This is a genomic window from Nitrosospira multiformis ATCC 25196, assembly GCF_000196355.1.
Classification (GTDB): domain Bacteria; phylum Pseudomonadota; class Gammaproteobacteria; order Burkholderiales; family Nitrosomonadaceae; genus Nitrosospira; species Nitrosospira multiformis.
Map to the genome: position 1 here is coordinate 1835426 of NC_007614.1, position 26029 is coordinate 1861454.

Annotated in this window: 23 protein-coding genes and 3 tRNA genes; 9 read left to right on the forward strand and 17 right to left on the reverse strand. The window is 54.0% G+C overall.

From position 1 onward, the window contains the following. Positions 1-59 precede the first annotated feature (59 nt). Together NMUL_RS16340 and NMUL_RS08400 are read right to left on the reverse strand one after the other, a co-directional pair. Positions 60-266, reverse strand: a complete 207-nt coding sequence (locus NMUL_RS16340) for a hypothetical protein (RefSeq protein WP_041352490.1) — start codon at positions 264-266, stop codon at positions 60-62. 308 nt (positions 267-574) lie between these two features. Then, positions 575-760 (reverse strand): CsbD family protein, encoded by a 186-nt coding sequence (locus NMUL_RS08400; RefSeq protein WP_011380930.1) that lies wholly within the window; start codon positions 758-760, stop codon positions 575-577. An 83-nt stretch (positions 761-843) separates the two neighbouring features. On the opposite strand from NMUL_RS08400, the gene NMUL_RS16345 reads away from it, so the two are divergent. Then, a complete protein-coding gene (locus tag NMUL_RS16345; RefSeq protein ID WP_176980940.1) occupies positions 844-1020 on the forward strand; it encodes a hypothetical protein in 177 nt (58 codons plus the stop codon). Between the two features lie 215 nt (positions 1021-1235). Here the strand turns inward: NMUL_RS16345 and NMUL_RS08405 are convergent, their stop codons facing one another. The 5 genes from NMUL_RS08405 to gltX all read right to left on the reverse strand — a co-directional run bounded on the left by NMUL_RS08405 (position 1236) and on the right by gltX (position 4456). After that, positions 1236-1544, reverse strand: coding sequence for a hypothetical protein (locus NMUL_RS08405; protein ID WP_041352492.1), 309 nt, complete (start codon positions 1542-1544; stop codon positions 1236-1238). 169 nt (positions 1545-1713) lie between these two features. Continuing rightward, positions 1714-1863: a hypothetical protein gene (locus tag NMUL_RS15950; protein ID WP_167535568.1), complete on the reverse strand. Its 150-nt coding sequence runs from the start codon at positions 1861-1863 to the stop codon at positions 1714-1716. 722 nt (positions 1864-2585) lie between these two features. Beyond that, positions 2586-2661, reverse strand: a tRNA-Glu gene (locus NMUL_RS08410). Positions 2662-2719: 58 nt separating this feature from the next. Continuing rightward, positions 2720-2795: transfer RNA gene (locus NMUL_RS08415), tRNA-Ala, on the reverse strand. A 263-nt stretch (positions 2796-3058) separates the two neighbouring features. Next, complete coding sequence (gltX, locus tag NMUL_RS08420) at positions 3059-4456, reverse strand: glutamate--tRNA ligase (RefSeq protein WP_011380932.1); 1398 nt, start codon at positions 4454-4456, stop codon at positions 3059-3061. A 198-nt stretch (positions 4457-4654) separates the two neighbouring features. Here gltX and NMUL_RS08425 point away from each other — a divergent pair. Continuing rightward, positions 4655-4729, forward strand: a tRNA-Val gene (locus tag NMUL_RS08425). A 265-nt stretch (positions 4730-4994) separates the two neighbouring features. Here the strand turns inward: NMUL_RS08425 and NMUL_RS08430 are convergent. Then, complete coding sequence (locus NMUL_RS08430; protein WP_011380933.1) at positions 4995-7061, reverse strand: putative bifunctional diguanylate cyclase/phosphodiesterase; 2067 nt, start codon at positions 7059-7061, stop codon at positions 4995-4997. 1192 nt (positions 7062-8253) lie between these two features. Between NMUL_RS08430 and NMUL_RS08440 the strand changes: the two genes are divergently transcribed. From NMUL_RS08440 to NMUL_RS08450, 3 genes are all read left to right on the forward strand, one after another. Then, entirely contained in the window at positions 8254-9006 is a 753-nt protein-coding gene (locus NMUL_RS08440; protein WP_041352494.1) for a flagellar brake protein, read from the forward strand. A gap of 308 nt (positions 9007-9314) precedes the next feature. Further along, entirely contained in the window at positions 9315-11378 is a 2064-nt protein-coding gene (locus NMUL_RS08445) for a multicopper oxidase family protein (RefSeq protein ID WP_011380935.1), read from the forward strand. A gap of 167 nt (positions 11379-11545) precedes the next feature. Then, positions 11546-12409: a c-type cytochrome gene (locus NMUL_RS08450; protein WP_238529782.1), complete on the forward strand. Its 864-nt coding sequence runs from the start codon at positions 11546-11548 to the stop codon at positions 12407-12409. Between the two features lie 136 nt (positions 12410-12545). Here the strand turns inward: NMUL_RS08450 and NMUL_RS08455 are convergent, their stop codons facing one another. The 6 genes from NMUL_RS08455 to NMUL_RS08480 all read right to left on the reverse strand — a co-directional run bounded on the left by NMUL_RS08455 (position 12546) and on the right by NMUL_RS08480 (position 19865). After that, positions 12546-13208 (reverse strand): ABC-type transport auxiliary lipoprotein family protein, encoded by a 663-nt coding sequence (locus tag NMUL_RS08455; protein WP_011380937.1) that lies wholly within the window; start codon positions 13206-13208, stop codon positions 12546-12548. Further along, the gene (locus NMUL_RS08460) at positions 13205-14146 is read right to left on the reverse strand and encodes an MlaD family protein (protein ID WP_011380938.1); all 942 of its coding nucleotides are present in this window, start codon (positions 14144-14146) and stop codon (positions 13205-13207) included. The genes NMUL_RS08455 and NMUL_RS08460 overlap by 4 nt, the downstream gene beginning before the upstream one ends. Positions 14147-14149: 3 nt before the next feature. Further along, a complete protein-coding gene (locus tag NMUL_RS08465) occupies positions 14150-15037 on the reverse strand; it encodes an ABC transporter ATP-binding protein (RefSeq protein ID WP_011380939.1) in 888 nt (295 codons plus the stop codon). Further along, positions 15031-16185, reverse strand: a complete 1155-nt coding sequence (locus NMUL_RS08470) for an MlaE family ABC transporter permease (protein WP_011380940.1) — start codon at positions 16183-16185, stop codon at positions 15031-15033. The genes NMUL_RS08465 and NMUL_RS08470 overlap by 7 nt, the downstream gene beginning before the upstream one ends. A 323-nt stretch (positions 16186-16508) precedes the next feature. Continuing rightward, positions 16509-19073, reverse strand: coding sequence for a PEP/pyruvate-binding domain-containing protein (locus NMUL_RS08475; RefSeq protein ID WP_011380941.1), 2565 nt, complete (start codon positions 19071-19073; stop codon positions 16509-16511). Between the two features lie 345 nt (positions 19074-19418). Beyond that, positions 19419-19865: a hypothetical protein gene (locus tag NMUL_RS08480; RefSeq protein ID WP_041353058.1), complete on the reverse strand. Its 447-nt coding sequence runs from the start codon at positions 19863-19865 to the stop codon at positions 19419-19421. Between the two features lie 222 nt (positions 19866-20087). On the opposite strand from NMUL_RS08480, the gene NMUL_RS08485 reads away from it, so the two are divergent. The 3 genes from NMUL_RS08485 (at position 20088) to NMUL_RS08495 (ending at position 22703) form a co-directional block, all read left to right on the forward strand. Further along, positions 20088-20903, forward strand: coding sequence for an ion transporter (locus NMUL_RS08485; RefSeq protein WP_011380943.1), 816 nt, complete (start codon positions 20088-20090; stop codon positions 20901-20903). An 87-nt stretch (positions 20904-20990) separates the two neighbouring features. After that, a complete protein-coding gene (locus NMUL_RS08490) occupies positions 20991-21380 on the forward strand; it encodes a LapA family protein (RefSeq protein ID WP_011380944.1) in 390 nt (129 codons plus the stop codon). A gap of 75 nt (positions 21381-21455) precedes the next feature. Continuing rightward, on the forward strand, positions 21456-22703 hold the full coding sequence (locus NMUL_RS08495) for a PA0069 family radical SAM protein (RefSeq protein ID WP_011380945.1): 1248 nt from the start codon (positions 21456-21458) through the stop codon (positions 22701-22703). Between the two features lie 167 nt (positions 22704-22870). On the opposite strand, the gene dnaQ is transcribed toward NMUL_RS08495, so the two are convergent. From dnaQ to NMUL_RS08510, 3 genes are all read right to left on the reverse strand, one after another. Then, positions 22871-23575 carry a DNA polymerase III subunit epsilon gene (gene dnaQ, locus NMUL_RS08500; RefSeq protein ID WP_011380946.1) on the reverse strand — a complete coding sequence of 235 codons (705 nt, stop codon included), beginning with the start codon at positions 23573-23575 and terminating at the stop codon, positions 22871-22873. Between the two features lie 120 nt (positions 23576-23695). Further along, positions 23696-24163 (reverse strand): ribonuclease HI, encoded by a 468-nt coding sequence (gene rnhA, locus NMUL_RS08505; RefSeq protein WP_011380947.1) that lies wholly within the window; start codon positions 24161-24163, stop codon positions 23696-23698. Next, positions 24160-24939 carry a class I SAM-dependent methyltransferase gene (locus NMUL_RS08510; protein ID WP_011380948.1) on the reverse strand — a complete coding sequence of 260 codons (780 nt, stop codon included), beginning with the start codon at positions 24937-24939 and terminating at the stop codon, positions 24160-24162. The genes rnhA and NMUL_RS08510 overlap by 4 nt, the downstream gene beginning before the upstream one ends. A gap of 162 nt (positions 24940-25101) precedes the next feature. On the opposite strand from NMUL_RS08510, the gene gloB reads away from it, so the two are divergent. Further along, complete coding sequence (gene gloB / locus NMUL_RS08515) at positions 25102-25896, forward strand: hydroxyacylglutathione hydrolase (protein ID WP_011380949.1); 795 nt, start codon at positions 25102-25104, stop codon at positions 25894-25896. Positions 25897-26029: the final 133 nt, after the last annotated feature.

Sequence of the window (26029 nt, forward strand, 5' to 3'; positions counted from 1 at the left end):
CGGCACATCAATTTACGATTTCGTGCGTTTCCAGGGAAAAGTGGTGCAAATTCCGGCGTTCATCTTGATTTCTTCAGCCGGTCAATTACTCTCCCCTCGCCGCTCACTGATTGCTCAAGAACTTGAAGGACTTCTTGCCGAGTCGTCTCGTCCAGGCTTCTTATCAAGTCAATCAAGGCTCGCTGCGATTCTTCCAACCCCAAGTTCCATAGCTTCAAGATGTGATCGATCAGTTGATCATTTCCTATTTGGTATTCGCGCTTCATCCTTTCCTCTCTCTTTAATGAGTCTAGGCAAGGTACGTTATTACATCAGGGATTAAATTGATGTGAATCAGCTGTGAGATGCTTGTGACCTTCGGAGGTTGGCAAAAAAAACCCGACGAATGACGTTTACTGCAATCGCTTTCCTGTCTGGAAGGGAGAAGCGAATAGATAGATTAACAATACAATGGAATCTCTACCGTTAAATACTTAACGCATGAAAATAAAAAACCCGCGCAGGCGGGTTTAGGAAGTGAGAGAGGAGAATATATTGTTATTATTGAGCGATCTTTTAGCTTCCCGGCATTTCGTCAGAGCTTGTCAGCCGCGTCCTTGACTGCCTCTTTCGCATCGCCAAATCCTTTTTGGATTTTGCCTTCAGCCTGCTTGGCAAGTCCCTTGGCTTGCTGTTCCTTGTCGCCGGTCAATTCTCCTACCTCCTGCTGTACTTTGCCGGCGATATCTTTAGCCGCACCTTTAACTTGATCTTTGTTCATCTGTAAATCTCCTTAAAGATGTTTCCTTATCCACAGTGGACGAGAAACATGGAGATTACAATATCAGATGATATTGCTGAGTAATGTTCGGTAGCAAACACAGCAATAAAAAACCGCTTGGAGGGATGAAACAGGGCAACACCGATTTATCTCAACTTGATCACAGGGCGGAGCGGATAAACATCACGCTGCCAGATGAGCGCCAAAGGTTATTGATGAAAGGGAAAAGAAGACAGGAGGACGGGATTCTTCTTTCTTGACCAAAGCTGGATTGGACGCAGCAAGGGGGATGAGGGGAAAAGTGTAGGCGATGCAGGAGTGGGAAATAAAAACCCAGGCCCATAAAAGGGAAGTGCTTCGGAGCTTGGGGCGGCAGATTGGAGTCAACTGCAACCGCATGGCTATAATACCTCTGTGACGGCTCACCGAACAGTCGATAAGAAGGACTTCTCCGGTTTGGAATTGCTAACGGCCGCTACTGATTCAGAACGCACTCCAGTTCGGGTGGGTCCAGGCTTAGTCCTGCCCACAACGCCGCGTCCGTCTGAGACAGGATCATTCCTTGTTGAGCTGCCTGCGCTACCGCCTGGCGCTCCTTTTCCATTTGAACCCAAAACAAGCGTTCGTATTGGCCTGTTTCCAGCAGGCTTCGAACCCTCTCCGGCCGAAGAATCATCCACCGATTCGCCAGCCTGCTCCCGTTGTCCCCGAACTGCGAAATCATCTCTCGAACCGACTCTGGATATTCCTTCTCCAGGTACAGCGACACATCTTGTATTGTCATTTTTCTTCTCCTTATCAAGTTCTTCTTTTACAAGTTCTAGCCCGCCCAACGATTGTAGAACGGGAGTCTGTCCTTGATCTACTTTTGACAGACTTGCACCGCCACAGCCTCCTGTATCGGCCTTGTCTCAACGGTCTCATTTGGCCCAATCACAGCTGTCGCAGCCTGCTTACTTCCGGCCTGCCAGCTGTCGCCACATTTGAATCACAGTTCCGTTCGCATCTCGAGCCATGACAACATGAGTGGCATCAGCAGGCTTCTCATCTATCTCATATCCCGGCGCTTCCCCCAAGCCCGGCACCCAATTCAAAATAGCCATATGTAACTTCCTATTTCAATTCACTTAAATAAAAAAACCGCCCGAGGGCGGTTTGATGATCCTGTTTTAGTGGATGCTACGCTTTGCAGGCGTTCCCTTTCAGGTTGATCCAACAACGATCCCTTTCTCAACTTCAAAGGTGGTTTGGCATGACTTCGTATTTTCGACACTTCCTTCCCCAGCCGGAACCATTACAGACTTGGAAAAAGAATAAATAAGGAACTTCCTGTCTCCTGCCTCATAAACTTACTGAGGACTTCCCAGCAACATGATCAAATCCATCTCAGTGTAAATATCCTCTTCATAATGAGTCTCCAGCTGTTGAGCGCGATCCCGGTCTACCAGACTTGATATCACGACAATCTTCTTTTAACCATTCCCAATCCTCCGGAAGAAGAGTTACTAACCTCGCTCTCCTGTTTCCTGGCGAGCGGTTTGGCGGCATCTCTGAATATCATTCGATCCTCCGAGTTTTGCTAATCGAACGAGGACGCGTATGGGCTTTCCAGACTGGAAGTGACTCGGAGGCAATCGAAGGCGCTGCGTGAGATAAAAGAGTCTGATGTGCAATCCATGCGCTCGATAGCGGCAGAAAATCTACCGGACTCGACAGAGAATCGCCAGAGACATGCTGCGCAGCTTGATAGACCGCATTAATTTGGATTCCTCCAGCCCTAGCCTGCTGTATTCATTACAAATCAAGCTAAAAACTGAGGATTTCGTGGCGTCCCCAGGGGGATTCGAACCCCCGTACTCACCGTGAAAGGGTGATGTCCTAGGCCTCTAGACGATGGGGACCAGAGGACTTTGAAATACTTAAAGCTGTTTACCGTCAGTTTGTGATATTGCCATAAACTGGTGGAGGTAAGCGGGATCGAACCGCTGACCTCTTGCATGCCATGCAAGCGCTCTCCCAGCTGAGCTATACCCCCGGCAAAAGAAGGCGAATTATACTGACCGCTATTTTTCCCGTCAATGTACAGGTAGAAGTATATCATCCCCATCATCCTCTGGGAGCTCGCTCCGCGAACAATTGATCCTTTCCCCTTGCTTGTTCTGACCGCTCCTCATCCCGCTCGTCCCGTCTCTTCGCCCTTTCCACAGGCTTAGGGCCCATGCGCGTCGAAGGTGAGAGCGAAAAGGGGAACGGCGGCAGGATGGGGCGTGGAATATTCCCGGCATTTATTCCTGATTATCAGCTCAAAAAGTACTCAAGCTGCCTGTCCATCCTCCGCAGCGTTTCCTCCCTCCCCAGCAGTTCCAGCACCGCATTGATCGCCGGAGTCTGGGCTTCTCCTGTAACCATAACGCGTAATGGCATTGCCACCTTCGGCATCTTCACGCCATGTGCCGTAGCGCTGGCCTTGATTGCGTCGTTGATGGCATGGCCTTCCCATTCGAGGGTGGCAAGTTTTGTCCGCAAATCGAGAATTGGGCCTTTAGCCTCAGCGGAGAAATACTGTGCTCTCAGTTCCTCGGCAGGTTCCAGCGGCCGGAAGAAATAAACGGCCGCATCTGCCAGTTCCGCAATGGTATTGACGCGCTCCTTGAGCAGATTCATAACCTTGCGCAAATCGGGGGTCCCTCCGCCCGTAACGTCACAGCCGTCCGCCGCGAGAAAAGGTTTTACCAATTCCGCCAGCCGCTCGTTGTCCGCCGTTTTCAGGTACTGCTGGTTGAGCCATTGCAATTTTTCCGGATTGAACTTCGCCGGTGAGCGATTGATATTGGATAAATCGAACCACTCCACCAACTGCTCCCGGCTGAATATTTCCTCATCACCATGCGACCAGCCCAGCCGGGCCAGATAATTCACCAACGCCTCTGGCAGGTAACCATCTTCACGATATTGCATCACCGAGACCGCGCCATGCCGCTTCGATAAACGCTCGCCATCCGCACCGAGAATCATCGGCACATGCGCATATTGCGGCAGAGGCGCGCCCAAGGCCTTCAATATATTGATCTGGCGCGGTGTGTTGTTCACGTGATCATCACCCCGAATCACATGCGTGATGTTCATATCGAGATCGTCAATCACCACGCCAAAGTTATAAGTCGGCACTCCATCCCCGCGCAACAGCACGAGATCATCCAGCTCACTGTTGGCAACGGTGATTTCACCCTTAATCAGGTCCTTGAATGTTACCTCCCCATCCAGCGGATTTTTCAATCGCACGACCGGCTTCACACCGGCAGGAGGTTCCTCCCTGGAATCACGCCAGCGACCATCATAACGCGGCTTCAATCCCGCCGCGCGCTGCTGCTCCCGCATTGCATCCAGTTCTTCCCTGCTGCAATAGCAGTAATAGGCCTGCCCCCTGCGCAACAACTGCTCCGCTACTTCATGGTAGCGGGCCAGCCGCTGCATCTGGTAAAACGGCCCCTCGTCATAGTCCAGCCCCAGCCACGCCATACCGTCCAGAATCGCTTGGGTTGATTGAGCAGTGGAACGTTCCAGATCCGTATCTTCAATCCGAAGGACGAATTTACCGCCATGCTTGCGGGCATAAGCCCAGGAAAACAGCGCCGTGCGAGCGCCGCCAATATGAAGATAGCCCGTAGGACTGGGAGCGAAACGAGTGCGAATCATGGGTGGGGCGCCGATTACAGGAATCAGCTCGACAGTTGTGGAAACCCGCCATTTTACAAGAATGTAAGTCAGGCGTGACTTAACATTCCTGCGGCCCGCATGCGCAACTTGCATAAGGGGATGCGTTGACCGGAATCGTCGATTTATGCTCTAATTGCGCCACCCTCAAGCGTTATCAATTCAGGATAACGTCACAACGGGCGGTTAACTCAGCGGTAGAGTGCCACCTTCACACGGTGGAAGCCACTGGTTCGATCCCAGTACCGCCCACCAAAAGATAATCCAGCAAGCTGAAGACACCCAGGAATTTTGGCGGATATGAACCAGGTGCGCCCGTCTTCCTCGCCAAACTTCCGTCTAATTTTGCAATTGCTCGATAGGTATCAGCATCGCCTCAATGGACGAAACCTTAATGGGAATGAGCGACAATCAAAACCAGGGTACGCTTGCCGTCTTCAGCAAATCCAGTAGATCCGGCAACCCTCCTTGAAAAACCGGTTTCCGCCACAAAAGGGTTAACGAATAATAGCGCGAGCGTCTAAACCGGATTCCTAGTTTTTACCCAAGCCTCAAAATCATCTGGCCTCATGGGCCTTGCATACAGATAGCCTTGGCTTTCATCGCATTGAACGCTTCGCAAATACTCCGCTTGCCCTTCCGTCTCCACACCTTCAACTATCACGCGTAAACCAAGGCTGCGCCCCATTCCCACAATGGCGCGAATAATAGCTTTGGCATCAGTGTCCTGGGGGAGATCACGAACGAAGCTTCGATCTATTTTTAGCCGGTCAATGGCAAATTGCCGCAAATAGGACAAACTGGAATAGCCGGTACCGAAATCGTCAATAGCCAGTTTTATACCCCGGGACTCCAGGAAGCACATTTTCTGTGTAGCCGATTCCACTCCATGCATCACCACACTTTCGGTCAACTCGAGTTCCAGGCATTCTGGCGAAAGACCGCTGTCTGCAAGTGCGCGCAGTACAACATCCGTGAAATCATTCTGACGGAATTGTACTGCTGAAACGTTTACCGCGATTGTTCCCTCGAATCCCTGCTGCTCATGCCATTGGCGTGCCTGCAGGCAGGATTCCCTCAGGATGTGCTCCCCCAGAGACAGAATCAAACCGCTGTCCTCGGCTACGGGAATAAAGCTTGCAGGGGAGACTAGCCCTCGCTCGGGGTGCTTCCAGCGCATGAGCGCCTCCACGCCTACCACGCGTCCGGTAGCAAGCTCCAGCTGTGGCTGGTAGACCGGGAAAATTTCGTCACGCGCAAGAGCGCTGCGCAGGTCGTATTCCAGCCTGAGCCGCTCGTCTGCGCCGGAAGTCAAATCTTCAGAATAGAACTGGTAGCGGTTCCTGCCCTGCCCCTTGGCCGAATACATCGAAACGTCGGCATTGCGCATCAAGCTGTTGACGTCCTTACCGCTATCCGGATAAATGCTGATCCCGACGCTTGCGGTCAGCAAGAGTTCATGCTGTTCTATTTGATAGGGCTGAGACAAGACTGCAATAAGCTTCTCGGCAACTCGCGCCGCCTCCGTCGCTGTATGAATCCGGCCCAGCAGGACAACGAACTCATCCCCCCCCAGCCGACTGACTGTATCCGCCTGGCGAACCGTGGACTGCATGCGCTCTGCAACTGCCCTGAGCAGCTTGTCGCCGATTGCATGACCAAGCGAATCGTTGATCAGCTTGAAGCGATCGAGGTCCACGAATAGTAATGCCAGCCGGAAGGCATAGCGGCTGGCGTTCTCGATCGCGATCCTCATGCGGTCGGTGAACAGCGCGCGGTTGGGCAGCCCGGTCAGCAAATCGTAATGGGCGAGATACTCGATACGTTTTAGCGATTCCTTGCGCTGAGTGATATCGTGCGCTATCTTGTATGCACCGACAATGTGGCCTGCGTTATCCTTCACCGGGGATATCGTGACGGAGACATCAATCGGTTTCTTGCCCTTCCCCCATCGCACGGTTTCCAGATGATTTGTTTGTTTTCCGCTCTTGACGAGGTTCATGATTCTGTCCTCTTCCTCCAGGCGATCGGGTGGAATTAGTCGGGAGATCGGACTACCTATGATTTCGCTCGCACGGTAACCAAAAATCCGTTCCGCACCGGTGTTCCACCCGCTAATGATGCCATTGAGATCCTTGATAATGAGCGCATCGTTCGAGGAGTCGAGGATTGCCGCTAACTGCGCTTTGTAGCTCTCCCCCTGTCTTCGTTCAGTAATATCCCTGAAGCTCCAAACGCGAACCATGTTTGACCCTTCAAGGGTTTTGGTTTTTGTATACCGCTCAAATACCCGCCCATCACAAAATTCGAAGATATCAAAGCTTTCCGGTGTCCAAGTGCCATAAATTTCTTCGGTCGAGTGCAGGAATTGCTCGGGATCTCTTAATTGCCCGGCGCAATAGTCGAGGATTGCCTGGTGTCTCGCATGAGCCAGGAGTTCACCTGGAATGTGCCACATATTCACGTAAAGCTGGTTGTAGCAAAGCACCTTGCCCAGCTTGTCCGCCACAAGGAGGCCGTCAGCCGTCGCCTTTAAGACTGTCTCCAGCAAGGAGAGTGATTGGCTCAGTTCCAGCGTTTCTTTCATGCTTTTCCGCCTCTTTTATGCCCGATTTTCCTTTCTTTTCTTGATTGGAACGAATAAATCCGCGTGCTTCCAGAAATGCTCTGCAGATTAACTGGATCCATTCAAAAGCGAAAAACTTACTTCTCAATCAGTGGGCCAATGGTGCTGCTGAGGATTGCGTCCTTCTGAAACTTCAGATCAGAAAATCGAGTGAAAGACTAGCGTAAAGAATGCGCTACAGCGGCCTGGAGTAAACCTGGAAATAGGTTATTTCTCTATGCCTGGTGAATACGGTGATCTTCGTAGGGAGCCTGCAACAGGATCTTGAAAACCTGCCGCTACCTTTACAATATTAGGCCTGAAAGTGATGCTTTAACTACCTGTAAAATATTACAGGTAAGAACTGCAGTGCCTGTAATCTATACTGGATGATTGAAAAGGGGTTGCCCGGGACGCTCTCCAGGTGGTTGTGCTTCTCGGAAGCATCGATTCCGGCTAAGCGAATCTTGTGCTACCGCTTCGATCTGCTGACGACCATCAAAAGTACCGCCCCCATCCTTTGCAGGAAGATTCCGGAAAAATTGCTCGTGATCCCCGCCTTTTCGATCATCCACAATTACTGTGGATAAGTTTGTTGATAAGCTATGTAAACGATGAGTAAGTTATCTTTCTGTAACATCTTTTCTTAGCAGACTATTTTTTGAACCCTTTTTAAAAATATTTATTATCAAATACTTGAATAAAAATCAAGACCTGGGGTTTTTTCATGGTTAGTGCTGGAATTGCATATGTGTCCCAGGTCAAAAATGTGGATTATTTCGAAATGTCAAGCAAAACGCGAGCGTTGATTTATAAAACCTCCTGGCTTTAGGTTCGATTCCCAGCCTCCTTCTTCCACTTACCCTGGGCGGATGCAAGTTCATATGCTTCCAATATCCGGAATTTTTTGTTAAGAAAAAGTTATTTTGCTACTCTACTTTGTTTTGGCGCCGTTATTCCGAGGATAGTCATCACTCACCCCTTGGACTTGTCGCGCGCCTGCCTTTGATCCCTCATCGCGCCATGCATATATGACAGGAAAAACTCCGGGATGCGAAAGCGATGTTGCAGTGACAGGACTTAAGGTGAAGAGTGATATTTCCGCTTGCACCAGTTGTGATTGGAGCAGCACGGCGAAATCCGAATAGGAATGAGCAGGACCTGGATAGATATCATGGCAGACAGCAAACCCGACCTTCCTGATAACAACAAGAAATATCGCATTTCGTCGAAAAGCGGCATTCTCTCCGTGCTGCGAGTGATGATAAGGAATAATTCGCAAGCCACCTGTTATTTTGGTGATGCCGGCAGCTTTTTCCCGACCGCTCTTTTGAATCTCGACAGCCAGCGGGGGGAAATGGTGCTCGATTATGGTCCGAATGAGGAAATCAACCAGCAGGCATTGCAAGTTGAAAAATGGAATGTTGTTGCATTTCCCAACCAGGTGAAGGTTCAATTTTCCTGCCAGCAAATCGGGAAAACAGAGTTCGAGGGGCGCAATGCCTTCCTTGCACAGATCCCCACAAGTCTGTTGCGTATGCAAAAGCGGGAGTACTATCGCGTTGCCACACCTACGACTGCTCCCGTAAAATGTGTGATTCCCCTACTTCTGGGAAAATCGCCTTCCACCGTGGAAGTACTCCTGCAGGACCTCAGCTGCGGTGGGATGGCTGTTATCGACTCGAACGGTAGAAGCAATTTCGAGGAAGGAAGCGTTTACGAAAATTGCTGCATTGTATTACCCGATATCGGTACGGTTAATGTATCCATGCGGATAATCCGCGTGGAACCGGCCGATACCGGATTCGTACATGATCTCCAATCCCAGCGCGTCAGTTGCGAGTTTGCCGATGCAGGCGAAAATGCGCTGTCTCTGATCCAGCGTTACATAACCAGACTGGAGCTGGAGCAGAAGCGGGCATCATAGGGCATTCCATCGTCCGCATCCCCGGACTCCCCGGGGATTCGTGAAAACCTACTTTAAGCAGTTCGGCAACCGACGTTCTGAGTATAGACATTTGCAATCGCTCCCAGCAGTCGTACCCGTTTCCCCTGTTACGGGCCCCTCCCGGGATTCCAGAAAAAAGTTGCATAAGTTGGCGCCTAAATTATAATGCGACTCATTCCTGTTATTACAACAATAAATACTGCATAACTCCCGATATCTCCGAAGCTGGCACGTGCAAATCGAGAAGAATAGGAGCTTTGCTGGATGTGGATCAGAAGGAGCTCCTAATGGTTTCGCGGCGCGGATTCCTTAAATATACTGCCGGGGGCTTGCTAACCCTTTTTGGATCTGATCGGCTTAACGGCCTCTCCAGAGCGATTGCCGCGATTCCCGGCGGGTCACTCAACCCGGAACTTGTCGATAAATTCCGGACACCACTATTCATTCCACCGGCGATGCCTGCCGCTGGAAAGAAAGTCATTGGGGATGGACGCCGTGTGGATTACTACGAAATTTCGGTAAAACAGTTTTCACAGCAGATATTGCCTCGCGGGTTTCCTCCGACAACCGTATGGGGATACGGCCCCGCCTTTCCTGAAAAGCGGCGATCTTTTGCTCATCGCGCCCCAGGTTTTACCATTGAGGCAAAATGGCAGGAACCAGTGATTGTAAAATGGATCAACGGCCTCAAGGATGCCACTACCGCAGGCTTCCTCCCGCCCTTGCTGCCGGTCGATCCCACCCTGCATTGGGCAAACCCGCCAGGCGGCATAGCTCATCGCGACATGAGTCCCTCTTTCAGGGCGACCCCCGCCGCCTATCGCGGCCCTGTCCCGATTGTCACCCATCTGCATGGCGCGATCGGGGTTGCCGGTCATAGCGACGGCCACCCTGAAGCGTGGTACCTGCCGGCGGCGGCAGGCATTCCTTCGGAATATGCCGCGTTTGGAACCTGGTATCAATTCTTCAATCGCGAGGCGAGCCTCGACGTGGGAGCGTGGGAGCCGGGCAGCGCTACGTTCACTTATCCCAACATGCAGACTTCGATGCTCTGGTACCACGATCATGCGTTGGGGATGACGCGTACGAACGTCTATGCCGGCCTGGCGGGCATTTATATGATCCGCGGGGGCCCTGAAGGAGACGGTGCGATAAGGGATGCCCGAAGCGGCATGCGAGGCGTCCTGCCTCGCTCCACTTCCACGCATGGCCCGATGCATCTTCCGCAGCACAGGAATATCCGTGAAATTCCCCTCATGATACAGGACCGGTCATTCAATATCGACGGCTCTCTCTTCTATCCTCATTCGAGGGCCTTTTTTGACGGGATCCCGGGGCCATTCATTCCTGACACCGATATTCCGCCCATCTGGAACCCGGAGTTTTTCGCCAATATGATGGTGGTAAACGGAAATACATGGCCCTTCCAGACAGTTGAGCAGGCCCGTTACCGGTATCGGCTGTTGAACGCCTGCAACTCGCGTTTTCTCATTCTCGACTTTAACAGCATTCCCGGTATCGAGGTCTGGATGATAGGTGGCGACAGCGGTTTTCTTCCGGCGCCGGCAAACATGACAGCAGTGAATGCAAACCGCATTCTCCTGGGGCCTTCCGAGCGGGCGGATGTGATCGTCGATTTCACTCGGGTGCCCATCGGACGACATGTACTGAAAAATATCGGTCCGGATGAACCCTTTGGGGGAGGAGTGCCGGGCACCGATTTTCAAATGGCGGACCCTCGCTCTAGCGGGCTGATCATGCAGTTTCACGTGACTCTCGCTCAAGAGGAGGACCGTTCGACGCCGCCGCAATACCTGCTGCTTCCGAATACTCCTCCCCTCCCGCGAGAGACATTTATCCGTCGCCTGGCGCTGCTGGAAAAGGAATCCTCAAGCTTCGACGAATCCCCCGCCGCCGCCTTTTTAGGTATCGTTCTGGGCGACCCGGGAGCGGGTCCGGCGGCCTGCATCGCCCGTGGATGGAAGGATCCCGTTACTCAGAACCCGGCAGTGGGGACAACGGAAATCTGGGAGTTCTACAATATGACGGAAGATGCGCATCCCATGCATGTCCACGCCGTATCCTTCGAATTGGTCAACAGACAGGCCATACTTGTAAATGAAGAAAGCGGGACAGTCCAGCTGGAAGCGGGATCGTCTCCTGTATCCCCCGAACCTTGGGAGTTGGGGCGCAAGGATACGGTTATTGCCTACCCCAGCCAAGTTACGCGCGTGCGCATGACCTTCATCAGAGAAGGACAATACGTCTGGCATTGCCACATCCTCGAACACGAAGACAATCAAATGATGCTACCGTATCGCATCGGTCAGGCGAAACAACGAATACCGTAGCAACTCCCAGCCGGCGGACAACCGCTGGCGTGCGGCAGCCAGGTGTGCGGGATTCCGCGGATAAGAAGAATCCGGCTTCAGGAAAAAGACGTTTGCCTGGCAACGGGTTAAGAGGTATAACACTTTCAATCCATCTCACTGCCATGCATATGTGTATTCAAAGAATTATGCAATATCTCTTGCTAGTCGCAGGTTTTCTTGCGCTTTCCTTCCCTGTTGCATCGTTTGCGGCAAATCCCGATAAGGTGGAGTTCAAAAAAGAAGGCAAAGTCGTCAAGACTATGTCCGTGGATGATCTTCGCGCTCTCGCCCCCGAGCGGTCGCTCGAGGTGTTCGAGCCGCATGAGCGACGAAACTGGGTCTATCGAGTACTTCCGGCAAGGGCGGTATTCGATAAGGTATTTGGAAAGGATTGGGAAAAAGCGCGGGAAATTATCTTTACTGCTCTCGACGGATTCAAACCAAGTGTGCCGGTAAAAAAATTCCTCCGTCATGAAGGCTACTTTGCCTTTGCCAACGGGGATGGGGGATTATTCACGTTGACCAACAAGTTGCAGAACAACGAGGTCGCGACGCTCGGCCCGCTCTACCTGGTTTGGGATAATATCGGCTCAAAGGAGTTGCTCGAGACCTGGATATCTGATATGCCCTACCAGATCAAGACTATCGACCTCAAAATGAAAGAGCCGTTTCCGAACATGCTTCCATCGGCCGCATCTTCGGAACAAGCGCGGCGGGGATTTGATCATTTCCGCACACATTGCGTGGCATGCCACACGATAAATGGGGATGGGGGTGGGAAGGCGCCGGAACTCAACTATCCGGAAAGTGTAGTGGAGTACATCAAGCCCGAATACCTCAAGCGCTGGATATTGGCTCCCCAGACCATTCGATATAACACGCCCATGCCCGCGCTTGCGGAAGAAATTTCCAACAGGGAAAAGGTTGCGACTGAGATCATTGCCTACCTCAAGGCCATGGGAGACGCAAAACGGGCTCCGCCAGAGAATCCAGAGGACACTTCCAGGTGACAGGGTAGAATGTCCCTGTGTTGTTATCCTTGTTTGATCGGGGCTAACGGGCTATTGGACTCCAATACATTAACCAGTAGGTAGTCATTAGAACTGCTTCCTGGTGTTTGGAAGTTTCATTGTTTGATTCATAGACTCATTCTTTTGCCTCGGTTTGCAGGACTATCCCCTGCTGTACTGTCCAATCGACGATCTCCGCAGCGAATCTGTCCGCCGCAACCCCAAAAGCCGTGATGATTCCTGATGTCCCCCGGCTCTGCACGGGTTCGCCGACTTCAAAGCGGCGCACTGCTACGATGCGGTTGCGCAGCGGCTGCGACAGAGTGGCATAAAAATATATGGTGGCCTGCGGTCCATCATTTGTATACTCAACCTGGAACGCACTCAGGTCACCGCCAAGCTCCAGATTGGCAATAAGATTATTGTTGTTGCCGTTAATGATGGAATTGAACCTGCCATCTGCCCGGAAAGCCCCAGCCAGTCGGTTGCGAAGCAGAACCGGCACGGGGTCGCTCCAGCGGATGCCCTTGTAAGAACTGAGTTGGCTACCCTGGCGCAGCGCCAGTACCCGTGGACTATCCGTGATGTAGTTGCTGTGGGGCGTTGCAAGGCGCAGCGTCCAGGGCAAGGGACTACCGGAGGAACGGGGAGCAAACTCGGCAGCAGGCAATTGATAAATTTCCAGATTTTCGGTTGCAGGCAATATCGAGCATGAGGATACCAAGAGAAGCATGGCCGCTATCCCGGAACGGCCGGGCAGTCGCGGATGGAAATGGCTTGCGCCAGGAATTGGGTTCATGGTTCAAGCTCCTCGATTTTTTCCCGCCCCGTAAGGTAGGCAGCAGGATTCTCATCGAGACGACGTACGGTTCTTGCCAGTGCAGACATGGTATTGCGTAGTTCCTGGAGGGCAGGTCCCAGTTCGTTCATGCCCTGCATGCCCCCGCTCAACGCGGCCCGATTCTCCAGCAGCAACTGATCGACCGACGCGCTGACTTTCGCCAGGGAAGCTGTGGCGCGATCGAGGTTGCCAAGAGTTGGAACGCCCTTCTCGCTCACGAGCGTATTCGTTGCCGCCATCAGTTGCGTAGCCTCCCGCAATGCGGAGTTCGCCTGTGCGCTGGCAGTGGCCAGTTCACCCACGATTCCCCGCACGCTATCGTTCTGGCTGGCGATCACTGCAGTAGTCTGCTCTAGGTTCTCCAGCGTCCTGCTCAGCCGCTTGGCATTTTCTTGAGAAAGGATCTCCTTGGCCCGCATCACCAGCTGGGTGACATCGGCCATCATGTTGTCGCTGTGCTCCAGCAGCTTGGCGATGGGCGATGGGGTGGCCACGATGACCGGGTCCTTGTGGTCATCCTTTGCCACGAGGTCGGGGCTGTCGGGAGACCCGCCGCTGAATTCGATCACCGAATTGCCGGTGATGCCTGTCAGTGCGAGTCGTGCCTGGGTATCCTCCTTGATCGGCGTGCTGCCCTGCACGCGCACCCGCGCGATCACGTTGCGGGGATCCTGCGGATCCAGCGCGAGATTGACCACGTCACCGACCGTGATGCCGCTGTACTGAACGGGGCTACCTATGGAGAGCCCCCTGACTGCTTCATTGAAGACCACAGTGTAGTAGCGCTGCACGGAGTCGCCCGGAGCCTTGCTCAGCCACAGAGTGAACAGCAGTGCAGCCGTTACCGTCATAACGGTAAAGAATCCGATCAGTACATGGTGCGCACGCGGTTCCATCAGTTATCTCCTTATCTCTTTAGCCCCGCCCATCGTACCGCCCATCTCCGCCGCATGACTGGCGGCGCGTCCGCGCGGTCCGTGAAAATACTCCTGCACCCATTCGTCCTCGACGGCTTCGACCGTTTCGAGCGGGCCTGCCGCGAGAACGCGTTTCTGCGACAACACTGCAACGCGGTCGCAGATCGTATAGAGCGTATCGAGGTCGTGGGTCACAATAAAAACCGTGAGGCCCAGCGCATCGCGCAAGGTGAGGATTAGCTCATCGAATTCCGCCGCCCCGATAGGATCCAGCCCTGCCGTGGGTTCGTCGAGAAAAAGGATGTCGGGGTCCAGCGCCAGCGCGCGCGCCAATCCCGCCCGCTTGATCATGCCGCCCGATAGGGAGGACGGATATTTTGCGGCTGCATTCGCCGGCAGGCCGGCGAGTGCCAGCTTCACGATCGCCAGGTGCTCTGCATCGGCCCGGGTGAGGCCGGCATTTTCGATGAGTGGGAGCGCGATGTTTTCCACGACGGTCAAAGAGGAAAACAACGCCCCACGCTGGAACAGCACCCCGAAGCGCTGCTCCAGTGGCGCACGCCGCTCGGGCGCGAGCTGGAGCAGATCCGTGCCGAGAATACGCACGCTGCCCGCAGCGGGAGTTTGCAGACCCACGATGGAGCGCAACAGGACCGATTTGCCCGAGCCCGATCCACCGATGACGCCGAGGATCTCGCCGCGATGGACGTCGAGGTCCAGCTTGTCGTGCACAAGTTGCCTGCCAAAACGGTTAGTCAGGCCCCGTACCTGGATGATCGCTCCACCGCTCTGCGCCGAGGAACCCGTTGCCTGGCTGTCAGGGCTCGTCCGGGCGGCTTTCTGCGGAAACAGCGCCTCGTCCGTTACCATCCCATCTCCATGAAAAACAGGGCCGCCATTGCGTCCAGAAAAATGACGACGAATATGGAATGTACCACACTGGCTGTCGTGTGCTGTCCCACGGATAGTGCGCTGCCGCTGACCTTGAGTCCTTCGAGGCAGCCTATGACTCCGATCACGAAGGCGAATACGGGCGCCTTGGACATGCCCACCAGAAAATGCCGCAGCTCGATCTGATCCTGAAAAATGGTGAGGAACATTGCCAGTGAAATATCCAGTTGCAGAGCGCACACGAGCGCACCCCCCAGGATTCCCGAAATCATCCCCACGAAAGTGAGGATAGGCAGGGATACGAACAATGCCAGCACGCGCGGCAGCACCAGCAGGTTGACGGGGTTCAGGCCCAGGACGCGGGTTGCGTCGATCTCCTCGTTGATCTTCATGGAACCGAGCTGAGCGGTGAACGTGCTCGCTGTGCGGCCAGCCATGAGGATGGCGGTAAGCAGGACGCCCAGCTCCCGCAGGAAGGCGAACGTCACGAGATTGACGGTGTAGATGCTTGCCCCGAAATTGGCCAGCACGGTTGCCCCCAGAAAGGCGATTACGGCGCCCACCATGAAATTGAGCAGAGCGATGATGGGTACCGCATTTAGGCCGGTTTCGTGGATTTGCGCCACGATCGATGTGAGGCGCCAGCGTTTCGGATGCAGCAGGCCGCGGGCCAGCGCATCGAGTGTGAAACCCATGAAGCCGAGCAAGGCCAGGATTTGCTGCCGGAAGATTTCCAGCGCAACTCCGGCGTGACCGAATATTTCGATAAAGGCACCCCGCTGCCGCCTTTGGGATACCTTCCCGGCAGCCTCCATCGCCTTGGCCACCATCAGCAGCAGCGCGCTCCGTTCGCGGCTCAGCGCATCGGAAGCGGCAAGCTCTCCGGCAAGTTCTGCGCCGAGCAGTTCGTAAAGGCGCGCGGCTCCCGCGGTATCCAGCGCCGCAAGCCCGCCCAGATCTACGTTGCGCCCTGCTGCGGCGAGACCTCGTGAGCGATGCCGGAGCAAGGCGATCTGCTCGCCCAGCGCGGCATAGTTTTCGAGCGTCCAGTTGCCACGCACATTCAGCCGTGGGGGATTTTCAGAAGCGTCCCAGAGCAGGAGTTCCGAATCGACGCCAGATATCATGGAGTTGCAATTTTTTTGCGTGAAAGTGGCGCTATCGCGGGATATCAATCAGGAGGCCGCAGCGCAACAACCAACGGATCAACCCACTCCTCTGTTTCAAGTGAACCGGAATCAGGCATATCTCCCATGATATAAGGGTGCCCGCTGGCATCACGCAAAAACAGGAACCAACAAAGTGGATGGGATTGTCATGGCTCGGCAACTGATTGAAACGCTAGTCGTTTATATCGTTACTGTCAAGTCAGTCATATTGCCTGGCTGCAATAGGTAAGTGATTCGGTCGCTGATTCGGATTATTTTTCTCCTTTAGCCAAAGCGGTCCGTTACTGTCCATTTCGTTCAAGCAACGTCACCCCGCCACTCATGCCATCGACTTCCACCATATCCCCATCCTTCAGTTCGGCCAACACCCCCGTCAGGTTAACGACCGCAGGAATAGCAAACTCACGGGCAACGATGGCCCCGTGGGAGAGATAACCGCCCGTCTCTACAACCAATCCTGCTGCCCTGAGGAAAAGAGGCGTCCAGCCGGGATCGGTGGAGGGAGCAACCAGAATATCGCCCTTCTGCAATTTGTAGCCGTCGGATGGGTGGAGCAAAAGGCGAACTTTACCTCTCGCCAAGCCTGTGCCGGTCGGTATGCCCTGGTAGCGGCGTGAGTTATTTGAGGCTGTGACTGAGGCTGCGGCGGACTCATTTGCCTGCCAACCCTGCCGTGAATGCCTCGATGCCTCGACCAGAACATCCGGTGCCGTTTCCTGCGACCATTGTTCGAAAAGCCTCTTCCGCTCGCTCACGCGAGCCTTTACTCCAGTCTCGGGGATATCTCCATCCAGCACACGCAATATCTCGGAGAGCATGAGTTGAAAAATATCCGCTTCCCGCACCAGCACTCCCTGTTCAACCAGATAGCAACCGGCTGCGAGCAGCAGACGGCGCCCGGGCTCCATCAGTGCAGTCAGGGCGCTGCGTGCGGCTTCACGCTGGTTGCATTCCTGCGTCGCTGCCTTTGCCAATTTCAGGATAAATGCGCGTTTCCAGAACGGTACACCGGATCGGATACGTACCAGCGCTTCAGTCACCGCCGCTTTCTGACGAGCCTGCAACGCCGCCTCATCCACTTCGGCCAGTTGCCCCAGTTGCGATAGTAAATATTCCGGCGCCTCCCGCCATCTCGGATTCCGGAAATAACTTTCATACAATCCCCGATGCCCGTAACGCTCAAGAAACTCATTGAAGGCATCCTGAAACCTGGGATTTTCTGAATGCCCATGATCACTGGAAGCTTCCACTCTTTCCTGCCGAATGCTTTCCCCCCACAAACGCGCCAGCGCCATCAATTCATATGACTGGCGTGCGGTAACGCTCGGCTCTCCACCGGCGAGCAAGGCGGTAGCCAATGCATATCCTTCACCCGGAAAGCACTTATCCAGCTGGTCGACGAGCATTGCCAAGCTTCCGCCCCCTGAGCCCTGCAAGAAAAACAAATCGGCTGCGCTGCGGGCGACGTGAAAATGACGGAGAATTTCGGCTCGCAACCCTGCCACATCCTCAGGAAGCGGCTGCTTGCGCCACTGAACCGCCTCGGCCATGGCGCGCTCCATGGCGCACTGGCCCCGGCGGCGCTGGGCTGGAGAGCGTAGCATATAACGGACGACCCTTCGCAAGCGCGCAAAACCATCGACAGGACTTGCGCTCGGCAGCGTAATTTCCGGCTGCCTGCCGCCAATCAGCGAATTCGTCAGCTGGGGAATCACTCCTAATGCATCGAAAACTTCCCACTGCAACAAGGAAAGCTGTAAATAAAGCCGGCCATGAAACAGTCCCGCACGCTGCAATCCTGGCAGCAATGGATAACCCGCCAGAATGTAGCCCTGGGTGAGCAGTTCGTTAACGAGTTTGCGCGCATTGCACCAATCAATCGGTGACAGCGGCTCGGGAACTACTTCGCAGGTGTTGCCACGTGTCCAGTAGGCGGGTTGCGTTTGCAATGCGGGATAGGTGTAACGGGGTCGGGCAGTGACTGGCCGAGCCTGGGTCAACCAGAACTGTTCACCGTCCCATACCCATTCCAGATCGTAGAATGGATGGGTGAAGTCCAGGGCCACCGCCGCGTCGCGCAACAGTTCAGCCAGGGCCAGCGCCTGAGCGGCCGAAAGAACGGATCCCGTTGCTTCGACTGCGGATGTCGGAACCATTGCTGTTCCGCCTTCCGGTCGAGCGACTGCCTTGGTCGCCTTACTGCCGATCTGCTCGTGCAGTAATATCCAGTGATCATCGAGCAAATCTTCACCAAAAACATATTCATCGCCCGTTGCCTGTCCCCCGACCAGCGATTCGCCCAACCCCCATTGCGCGTGGATGACGAGCCTATCGTCACGGCCGGTAATCGGGTCGCAGGTGAAGGCGATGCCGGAAGCAACGGCAGGCAGCAGCGGCATGACGACTACTGCCATGCCTGGCATGGATGCGCCCGGGTTCAATCTTTGACGATAAGCGATAGCGGTGGGAGAAGATAACGAGGCCCACACTTCCCGGACCGCGAGCTGTACCTGTTCGATACCGCATACATTCAGGCAAGTACGGTAAATACCTGCGAACGAGGCCGTGGCTGAGTCTTCACCGGCAGCCGAAGAGCGTACTGCCAGCGGCCGATTCAACCACCCGCGGGTGGCAAGAGCCTTTTGCAATGCTGCCGACAATTCGAGCGGGATCGCTGGAGGGACCGCCTCATCGTCATGCAAGCGTCCCCATCCCGCCGGGATAACCAGTCCTTCCGGCACCGGCAGACCCAATTGCTTCAATCGCGCCAGATGCCATGCTTTGCCGCCTACGGTCGCTGCATCCGCAGCCAGAACACTTTCCCAGTCCAGAATTTCCAATTGCATGATTTGTGTGATTACGGGCGCTTCTCCCGTCCCTCTGGGTGAAAACGCCCCCTCAGCCGGATTTAACACAACCTTCGCCGCTGACAGATCTCACCATTGCGACGACCACAAACTCGATTATTTCCACGTCAGGCGGGGGCAGTCGAAGTATTCCCCCACTGATGCATCGCACCGCTTCAAACGGACATCGGTTCATGTATGTTTCCAGTTCGTCCGACCTTTTGTTGCTTACGGTACCCAGGCACCAATTCGACAAATGGTTGCTTGTAATACCCGCGATCAAACGGAATAGCGATGAAATATCCCTGGTTAGCCTCCGATCGAACGCGGCGCTGCGCGGGGAAGCTAGCGGTCCGCCTGCGCCTGTTGGACCAGTTCCGTGAGCTGGTCCAGGAGTGCTCTCTTCTGATTTCCCAGTTCGGAATAGCGTGCATAGAACTGGTTCAAGTCGCGGGTGTATTGCTGGATGCGTTCCGTGCGCTCGCGCTGCAACCTGATATTGTCATCATAATTTGTCGGCGGCGCATCCTTCACCCCACCCATTGTCAGGTACCCTTGCACGGTGAGTGGTTGGCTATCCTGTATTTCGTTGCGCCGCAATTCCTGAATCATCTGGAATTGCTGGTAAACAGTCTGTTGTTCCTGGCTCAGGTGATTCAAAGCCATCTCAAGCTCTGCCACTCTGGGATCGGGCTTAATATCCGATTTCCCGGGAACACCCGGCACAGCCTGCGCGTGCACCAAGTCTGTCGCTCCTGAAAAAAGCAGCAGTGCAAGAATGACAGGTTTCATGTTGCAGGATAATCCCGTATGAATATCAGGAGTCAGAGAGCGCATCTTACGACCCTCTTTCGGCATTTTGCTCAACCGACGGCATTCCATGCCGCCGCACGCTTAGCTGGTAACCATTGTGTTTAAATTAAGAAGGGAAAGGCTATCAGCAACGATTTCGGCTTCCTTCTTCAAAGATAGCATGGATATAGAACGTGGATTGGCTTCGAGGAGAATTATGACATGAATGAACAATCGTTCCCCTTGCAGGACAGGATAGTGGACGAGCGTCGCACGCTTCTGCAACAGCTGCAGGAGTGGCTGGAGATACCCATGCTGGTGCTCGCTTTCATATGGCTTGCATTGATAGTGGTGGAGATTGTCTGGGGACTCAACCCTCTGGTTGAATCCGTGGGCTACATCATCTGGGTAATTTTTATTCTCGATTTTATTTTGGAGTTTTGGCTGGCGCCGGAAAAACTGGACTATCTTAAAAAGAACTGGCTCAGCGGCATCGCCCTTATAGCGCCTGCGTTACGCGCCCTCCGGCTCGTTCGCGTGGTGCGGCTTGCGCGCCTCGGCAGGATCGCGGGAATGTCGCGGGGTCTGAGGTTGCTGCGGGTGTTGAGCAGCGTCAACCGGGGCATGCGTGCCCTGGGCGCCACGATGCGCAGGCGAGGCTTTGGTTACGTCCTCTTGCTGACACTGATCGTTACCTTCGCCGGAGCAGCAGGAATGTATGGTTTCGAGAATAACCCGAACAATAATCCGGAGGGTGGCCTGCATAGCTATGGCGCCGCTGTGTGGTGGACAGCCATGATCATGACTACGATGGGCTCGGAGTATTGGCCGCAGACCGCGGAAGGACGGGTGTTATGCTTTTTTCTTGCGCTGTACAGCTTTGCCATGTTCGGTTATGTCACCGCAACATTGGCTACTTTTTTCGTGGGACGGGATGCCGAAAATCCCGATACGGAGATTGCTGGAGCTGAATCCATCTCTGGGCTTCGGGCGGAGATCGCGGCGCTGCGTGAAGAAATTCAGGGATTGCGTAAATGATGGACTGGTTTTCTCGTCATAATATGTTTAGTGTTAAGCTTATTCCTGTTTCCGCCAATCCGTGGCCAACCATTGCGGGAGAAGATCATGCAATATTATTTAATATTCGCCCTAGCCCTCGCCATTATTTCCATAGCATTCGCTCTGCAAAACGACACGATGGTGACGGTCGCGTTTGGCATATGGAGCTTCGACAGTTCGCTCGCCATGATGCTGGTCATTGCGGCAGGCATAGGAGCAACCATTTCTGTCTTGTTGTCATGGCCCAGCCTAATCAAAAATCAATGGGTGAGTGCCCGTCTGCGCAGGCAGGTGAGCAAACTGGAGGAAGACAAGGCTGCCCTGGAGCAGCGAACTACGCAACTGGAAGAAGAACTGGCAAAACTCACTCCCGAGCCTATCCCCGAGCCGCCCCCACGCTATCTCGGACTGAAATCGATGCTCCTCGGAAGCGACAAGCCAAACACAAGCGAATAATGTAAGCCTGGGGACCGAGCCTGATTTCATCGCTTCCAGCCATGGCCATACAACGTCTATTTCTAATGCACTCCCATGTCCGACGCTGATTCACCCATGGAAGCCGAGCCGCCATTCGTGCAGCCGACCTTGAAAGCAAAGAAAGGAAGAGGAGCGGTATCCAATCTCCAGGGGCGGTACGAGCAATGGACGCGTCAAACCATCGATGATGGCTGGGGAAATGACGGTCTCATCGGAACCGCCGACAGAGACAAGACAGAAGATGACGAGCCGGACACAAGCTCGACATGGAAGACCCAGATCATCGAGGAACATGCCAAAACCATACTAAGCCGCAATCAGTCGCCGGATGTGCCGTTCAGTATTTCGCTCAATCCTTATCGCGGATGCGAACATGGTTGCATCTACTGTTTCGCGCGTCCCACTCACAGTTACCTGGGTTTGTCGCCCGGGCTGGATTTCGAAAGCAAAATATTCGCCAAGATCAATGCACCGGAGCTTTTGAGACGGGAGCTGGCAAAACAATCATATGTGCCGGAACCCATCGCGCTCGGCGTCAATACGGACGCATATCAGCCCTGCGAGCGCGACTTGCGGTTGACACGGCGCGTGCTGGAAGTGCTACGTGAGTGCGAACATCCGGTTGCCTTGATTTCCAAGTCATCGCTGATGGAACGCGACATGGATTTGCTCTCCGATATGGCTTCAAGACGATTGGCTGTGGCCGCGGTGACAATCACCACTCTCGATCCCGCGGTTGCGCGCACGCTCGAACCGCGGGCAACCGCTCCGGCACGCCGTCTACGGACGATTCGCACGCTGACGGATGCCGGAATTCCGGTCGGCGTCAGCGTTGCACCGGTGATTCCGTTTGTCACCGAGCCCGATCTGGAGCGAGTACTGACGGCAGCAGCAGAAGCCGGAGCAATCAATGCAGGCTATGTCATGTTGCGCCTGCCGTGGGAGATCAGCCCCCTGTTCAGGCAGTGGCTGGAAGCACATTTTCCTGATCGCGCTGCCCGGGTCATGAACCGGGTGCGCGACATCAGGGGTGGCAAGGATTACGATTCGAGCTTCGGCAGGCGCATGCGCGGCGAGGGCATCTGGGCCGACCTGATTCGGCAGCGATTCGACAAAACGGTGAAACGCCTTGGGCTCAGTGCGCATTCGCACCGATTCACAGGACTGGACAGCTCGCGTTTCCGTGCGCCTTCTGTCAATCCAGTAGCTCTCCAATCACCCATGAGCGAAAAATCGAAGGGAAAGGATTGGAAAGCAAAAACCGGAGAGCAAAAACCAAACGACCAGCTTGAGCTTTTTTGATGGAATGTTTTCCAGATTAGCAGGAGCAGGCCTCGGCAGGTTCATGGCGCGGGCACATCAGCTATGCCTGACGATCCGTTTATCGTTCGGCAGAACTGACTTGCTTCCCGAATCCGGTTTATTTCCTTTTTGTTTCGCCGTAGCCACGGTTGCCTTGAATCAGGGCCCTACACTTCTGCCGGATCGAGCCGCATCCACAGGCATTTACCCTTGCTTTCCTTTTCGATCATTTCCAGTTGACGGGCGTGCGCTTCCAGTTCTTCGGCACTGGCAGGCAGGACGACCAGTTGCAAATCATGCAGGCTGATATCGAGATCAAGCGGAGATGGTGCTTCGAGTTCCATGAGCAGGCTCTCCTGCCCGCGCGTCATGGCAAGATAAACTTCCGCGAGCAGTTCCGCATCCAGCAGCGCACCGTGCAGCGCGCGCCGTGAGTTATCCACCTCGTACCGCTCACACAACGCATCCAGGCTGTTCCTTTTACCGGGAAACAGCTCTTTCGCCATTTTCAGGGTATCGGTCACCGAGTGGCAGCATTCGCAGAGAGCCGGCAAGTTGGCAAGCCCCAGCTCATGGTCAAGGAATGCGACGTCGAACGCTGCATTGTGCATGATCAGCTCGGCGCCATCGATGAACTCGAGCAACTCATGCACCACGTCAGCGAATTTTCGCTTGTCCAGAAGAAATTCGCTGGTTATCCCATGCACCTGCAAGGCGCCCTCCTCGATCTCGCGTTCCGGGTTGAGATAATGATGGAAGCGGCGACCTGTCAATCGCCGGCTCATCATCTCCACCGCCCCGATTTCGATAATTCGATGACCCAGTTTAGGCTCGAGTCCCGTCGTTTCCGTATCTATGAAAATCTGACGCATCAACCAGCCCTTCTCTTGTATTGCGGATAATTACTCCGGTTTAACTCTTCCCTCTTTGTCTTACAGAAAATCACTCCCGGTTGAATGACTTTCAGAAGATTGATGGGGATGGCTACCCGTCTAATTTGCGGAAACACCCCGCAGAGCCGTCTGCACGCCCCGGTTGGCCAGCATATCGGCATATTCGTTGCCATCATGGCCCGAATGCCCCCGCACCCATAACCATTCTATTTTGTGGCGCTGCGTCAGCAGATCGAGTTCTCTCCACAAATCATCATTTTTTACCGGCTTTTTGTCGGCGGTACGCCAATCGCGCTTTTTCCAGGCGTGTATCCACTCGCTGATACCCTTCTGTACATACAATGAGTCGGTGTGCAAGCGTACTTCACATGGCTTGGTCAGCGCTTCCAGCGCTCGGATGACAGCGAGCAACTCCATACGATTATTGGTGGTCATTTTCTCTCCACCGAATAATTCGCGTCTATGCCCGTTGTATTGCAGCAAGGCGCCCCACCCGCCCACCCCCGGATTCCCTTTGCAGGCTCCATCGGTAAATATTTCGACTACCTCGGCAAGTTTCGCTTTCACTTCTCGCCTTGCGGTAAAGTTCCAATGCGTGCAGCCTTGGGCGGCTCATTCGTGGCGGCTGTGCCTTTGATCTTGCGTGCAATCGGCGACATTGCTCTTTTCCTCGCCCGCACTTCTTTCCATTCAGGCTTGATAACGCGCATGCCATGAACACGCTTGACTGCGGTGAGGAAATAGACACCCCCGGAGAAGCGCCCCAAGCGCTCTCCTGCCTCTTCCATGAAATGAAAACGCGTCAGCCATTTCTCCTGACTGAATGGGGGTGCGTAGCAGCATTGGCGGTCTTCCGTGATTTCAAAATCCAATAATGTCAGCCAGTCCTTGAGCCGCGGCAACGCGATAAAATTGCCCCGCCACGGAAAACCCCCCTCCCGCGGCGAGCCGAACAAGCCTCTTATGCCCCAGAGGCTGCGTGGATTGAAACCGGAAACAATAAGATTACCTTCCGGCATCAATACCCGCTGCACCTCACGGAGTATCTGATGAGGATTGGAACTGAATTCGAGCATATGGGGCATAAGCACGAGGTCGGTGCTATTCGTCTCGATCGGCAGAAAGTCAGGAGCGGCAAGAACGTCGGCTCCTTTTTCAGGGGCCGCACAAAACTTGAGTGGCATACGGTTCGTGCGCAGGAAATCGTATTGCGGAAACCCGACCTGCACCGCGTTGTAACCGAACACGTTTGCCACCGCCTTATCGAAATATTTCTGCTCCCGTTCCAGCAGATACTGGCCCAGGCAAGTTTCAAACCACTCGACTATACTTTTGGTTTGCATATTTAACGTCAACTGGCGTTCAACCAGGAGTGCTATGACTCGATCATGTAAAATCGCTCAGCTCATGAATCAGCAGAAATATCCATCTGCCTGACCTGTTGCTCACCCTTCGGCACCTCCGCCGGCTGCTAGCCGCCTCAAAACACCTGAATAGCGCCTATCATGACTACTACTCCCAATATCGTTCCGATTCACGCTTTCAAGGACAATTACATCTGGCTCATCCGCGATCATTATCATGCTGCCGTTATAGATCCTGGCGATGCGTCCCCTGTCCTGGATTATCTGAGCCGCGAAAAGCTGAAGCTCATCGCCATTCTCAATACTCATCACCATCCCGATCACGTCGGCGGAAATGCTGAACTGTTGCGGGAATTTGCCGTACCCGTCTTTGGGCCGGCGAAAGAATCGATTCCGACGCTCACCCATCGTCTCAAGGAATGCAGTGATATAGAAAACGAAGAAGGCTGTGTATATCTTCCGGAATTCTCACTCAGCTTCCGCGTGCTCGATATCCCTGGTCACACCTCCGGCCACATCGCCTATTATGGCGCAAACATGCTCTTTTGTGGTGACACCCTGTTTGGCTGCGGGTGCGGACGATTGTTCGAAGGTACAGCGCAGCAAATGGTCGACTCCCTGAAAAAACTGGCGGATTTGCCCAAGGATACGCTGATCTATTGCGGCCATGAATACACGCTCAGCAATATCCGCTTCGCAAGGACAGTCGAACCTGGCAATCAAGCATTGGCGAAGCGCGAAGTGGAAGCCGAAAAATTGCGTAACGAAGGCCTGCCCACCCTGCCCTCCACCATTGCGCTGGAAAAAGCGACCAATCCGTTCCTGCGCTGTACTGAAGCGGAAGTCATCGAAAGCGCCAGCAACCATGCGGGGAAACCGTTAAACGACCGTGTCAGCGTATTTGCCGCCATCCGGGAATGGAAAAATCACTTTTGACATTATCTTTTTCTATACGTCGGTTCTCCAACAGCTTGTGCCGAAAATAAATTTGAATGGTGAAGCAATTGCGTTGTCCTAATTTTGTGCTTTACTTGGGGTCTTTACTTGGGGTACTCGCTACAACCCCTGC

Excerpts from the sequence above, each read along its gene's own strand:
- NMUL_RS16340 (WP_041352490.1), bottom strand. The coding sequence starts at position 266 with ATGAAGCGCGAATACCAAATAGGAAATGATCAACTGATCGATCACATC.
- NMUL_RS08400 (WP_011380930.1), bottom strand. The coding sequence starts at position 760 with ATGAACAAAGATCAAGTTAAAGGTGCGGCTAAAGATATCGCCGGCAAA.
- NMUL_RS16345 (WP_176980940.1), top strand. The coding sequence starts at position 844 with ATGTTCGGTAGCAAACACAGCAATAAAAAACCGCTTGGAGGGATGAAA.
- NMUL_RS08405 (WP_041352492.1), bottom strand. The coding sequence starts at position 1,544 with ATGACAATACAAGATGTGTCGCTGTACCTGGAGAAGGAATATCCAGAG.
- NMUL_RS15950 (WP_167535568.1), bottom strand. The coding sequence starts at position 1,863 with ATGGCTATTTTGAATTGGGTGCCGGGCTTGGGGGAAGCGCCGGGATAT.
- gltX (WP_011380932.1), bottom strand. The coding sequence starts at position 4,456 with ATGATTCGCACTCGTTTCGCTCCCAGTCCTACGGGCTATCTTCATATT.
- NMUL_RS08430 (WP_011380933.1), bottom strand. The coding sequence starts at position 7,061 with ATGAAAGAAACGCTGGAACTGAGCCAATCACTCTCCTTGCTGGAGACA.
- NMUL_RS08440 (WP_041352494.1), top strand. The coding sequence starts at position 8,254 with ATGGCAGACAGCAAACCCGACCTTCCTGATAACAACAAGAAATATCGC.
- NMUL_RS08445 (WP_011380935.1), top strand. The coding sequence starts at position 9,315 with ATGGTTTCGCGGCGCGGATTCCTTAAATATACTGCCGGGGGCTTGCTA.
- NMUL_RS08450 (WP_238529782.1), top strand. The coding sequence starts at position 11,546 with ATGCAATATCTCTTGCTAGTCGCAGGTTTTCTTGCGCTTTCCTTCCCT.
- NMUL_RS08455 (WP_011380937.1), bottom strand. The coding sequence starts at position 13,208 with ATGAACCCAATTCCTGGCGCAAGCCATTTCCATCCGCGACTGCCCGGC.
- NMUL_RS08460 (WP_011380938.1), bottom strand. The coding sequence starts at position 14,146 with ATGGAACCGCGTGCGCACCATGTACTGATCGGATTCTTTACCGTTATG.
- NMUL_RS08465 (WP_011380939.1), bottom strand. The coding sequence starts at position 15,037 with ATGGTAACGGACGAGGCGCTGTTTCCGCAGAAAGCCGCCCGGACGAGC.
- NMUL_RS08470 (WP_011380940.1), bottom strand. The coding sequence starts at position 16,185 with ATGATATCTGGCGTCGATTCGGAACTCCTGCTCTGGGACGCTTCTGAA.
- NMUL_RS08475 (WP_011380941.1), bottom strand. The coding sequence starts at position 19,073 with ATGCAATTGGAAATTCTGGACTGGGAAAGTGTTCTGGCTGCGGATGCA.
- NMUL_RS08480 (WP_041353058.1), bottom strand. The coding sequence starts at position 19,865 with ATGAAACCTGTCATTCTTGCACTGCTGCTTTTTTCAGGAGCGACAGAC.
- NMUL_RS08485 (WP_011380943.1), top strand. The coding sequence starts at position 20,088 with ATGAATGAACAATCGTTCCCCTTGCAGGACAGGATAGTGGACGAGCGT.
- NMUL_RS08490 (WP_011380944.1), top strand. The coding sequence starts at position 20,991 with ATGCAATATTATTTAATATTCGCCCTAGCCCTCGCCATTATTTCCATA.
- NMUL_RS08495 (WP_011380945.1), top strand. The coding sequence starts at position 21,456 with ATGTCCGACGCTGATTCACCCATGGAAGCCGAGCCGCCATTCGTGCAG.
- dnaQ (WP_011380946.1), bottom strand. The coding sequence starts at position 23,575 with ATGCGTCAGATTTTCATAGATACGGAAACGACGGGACTCGAGCCTAAA.
- NMUL_RS08510 (WP_011380948.1), bottom strand. The coding sequence starts at position 24,939 with ATGCAAACCAAAAGTATAGTCGAGTGGTTTGAAACTTGCCTGGGCCAG.
- gloB (WP_011380949.1), top strand. The coding sequence starts at position 25,102 with ATGACTACTACTCCCAATATCGTTCCGATTCACGCTTTCAAGGACAAT.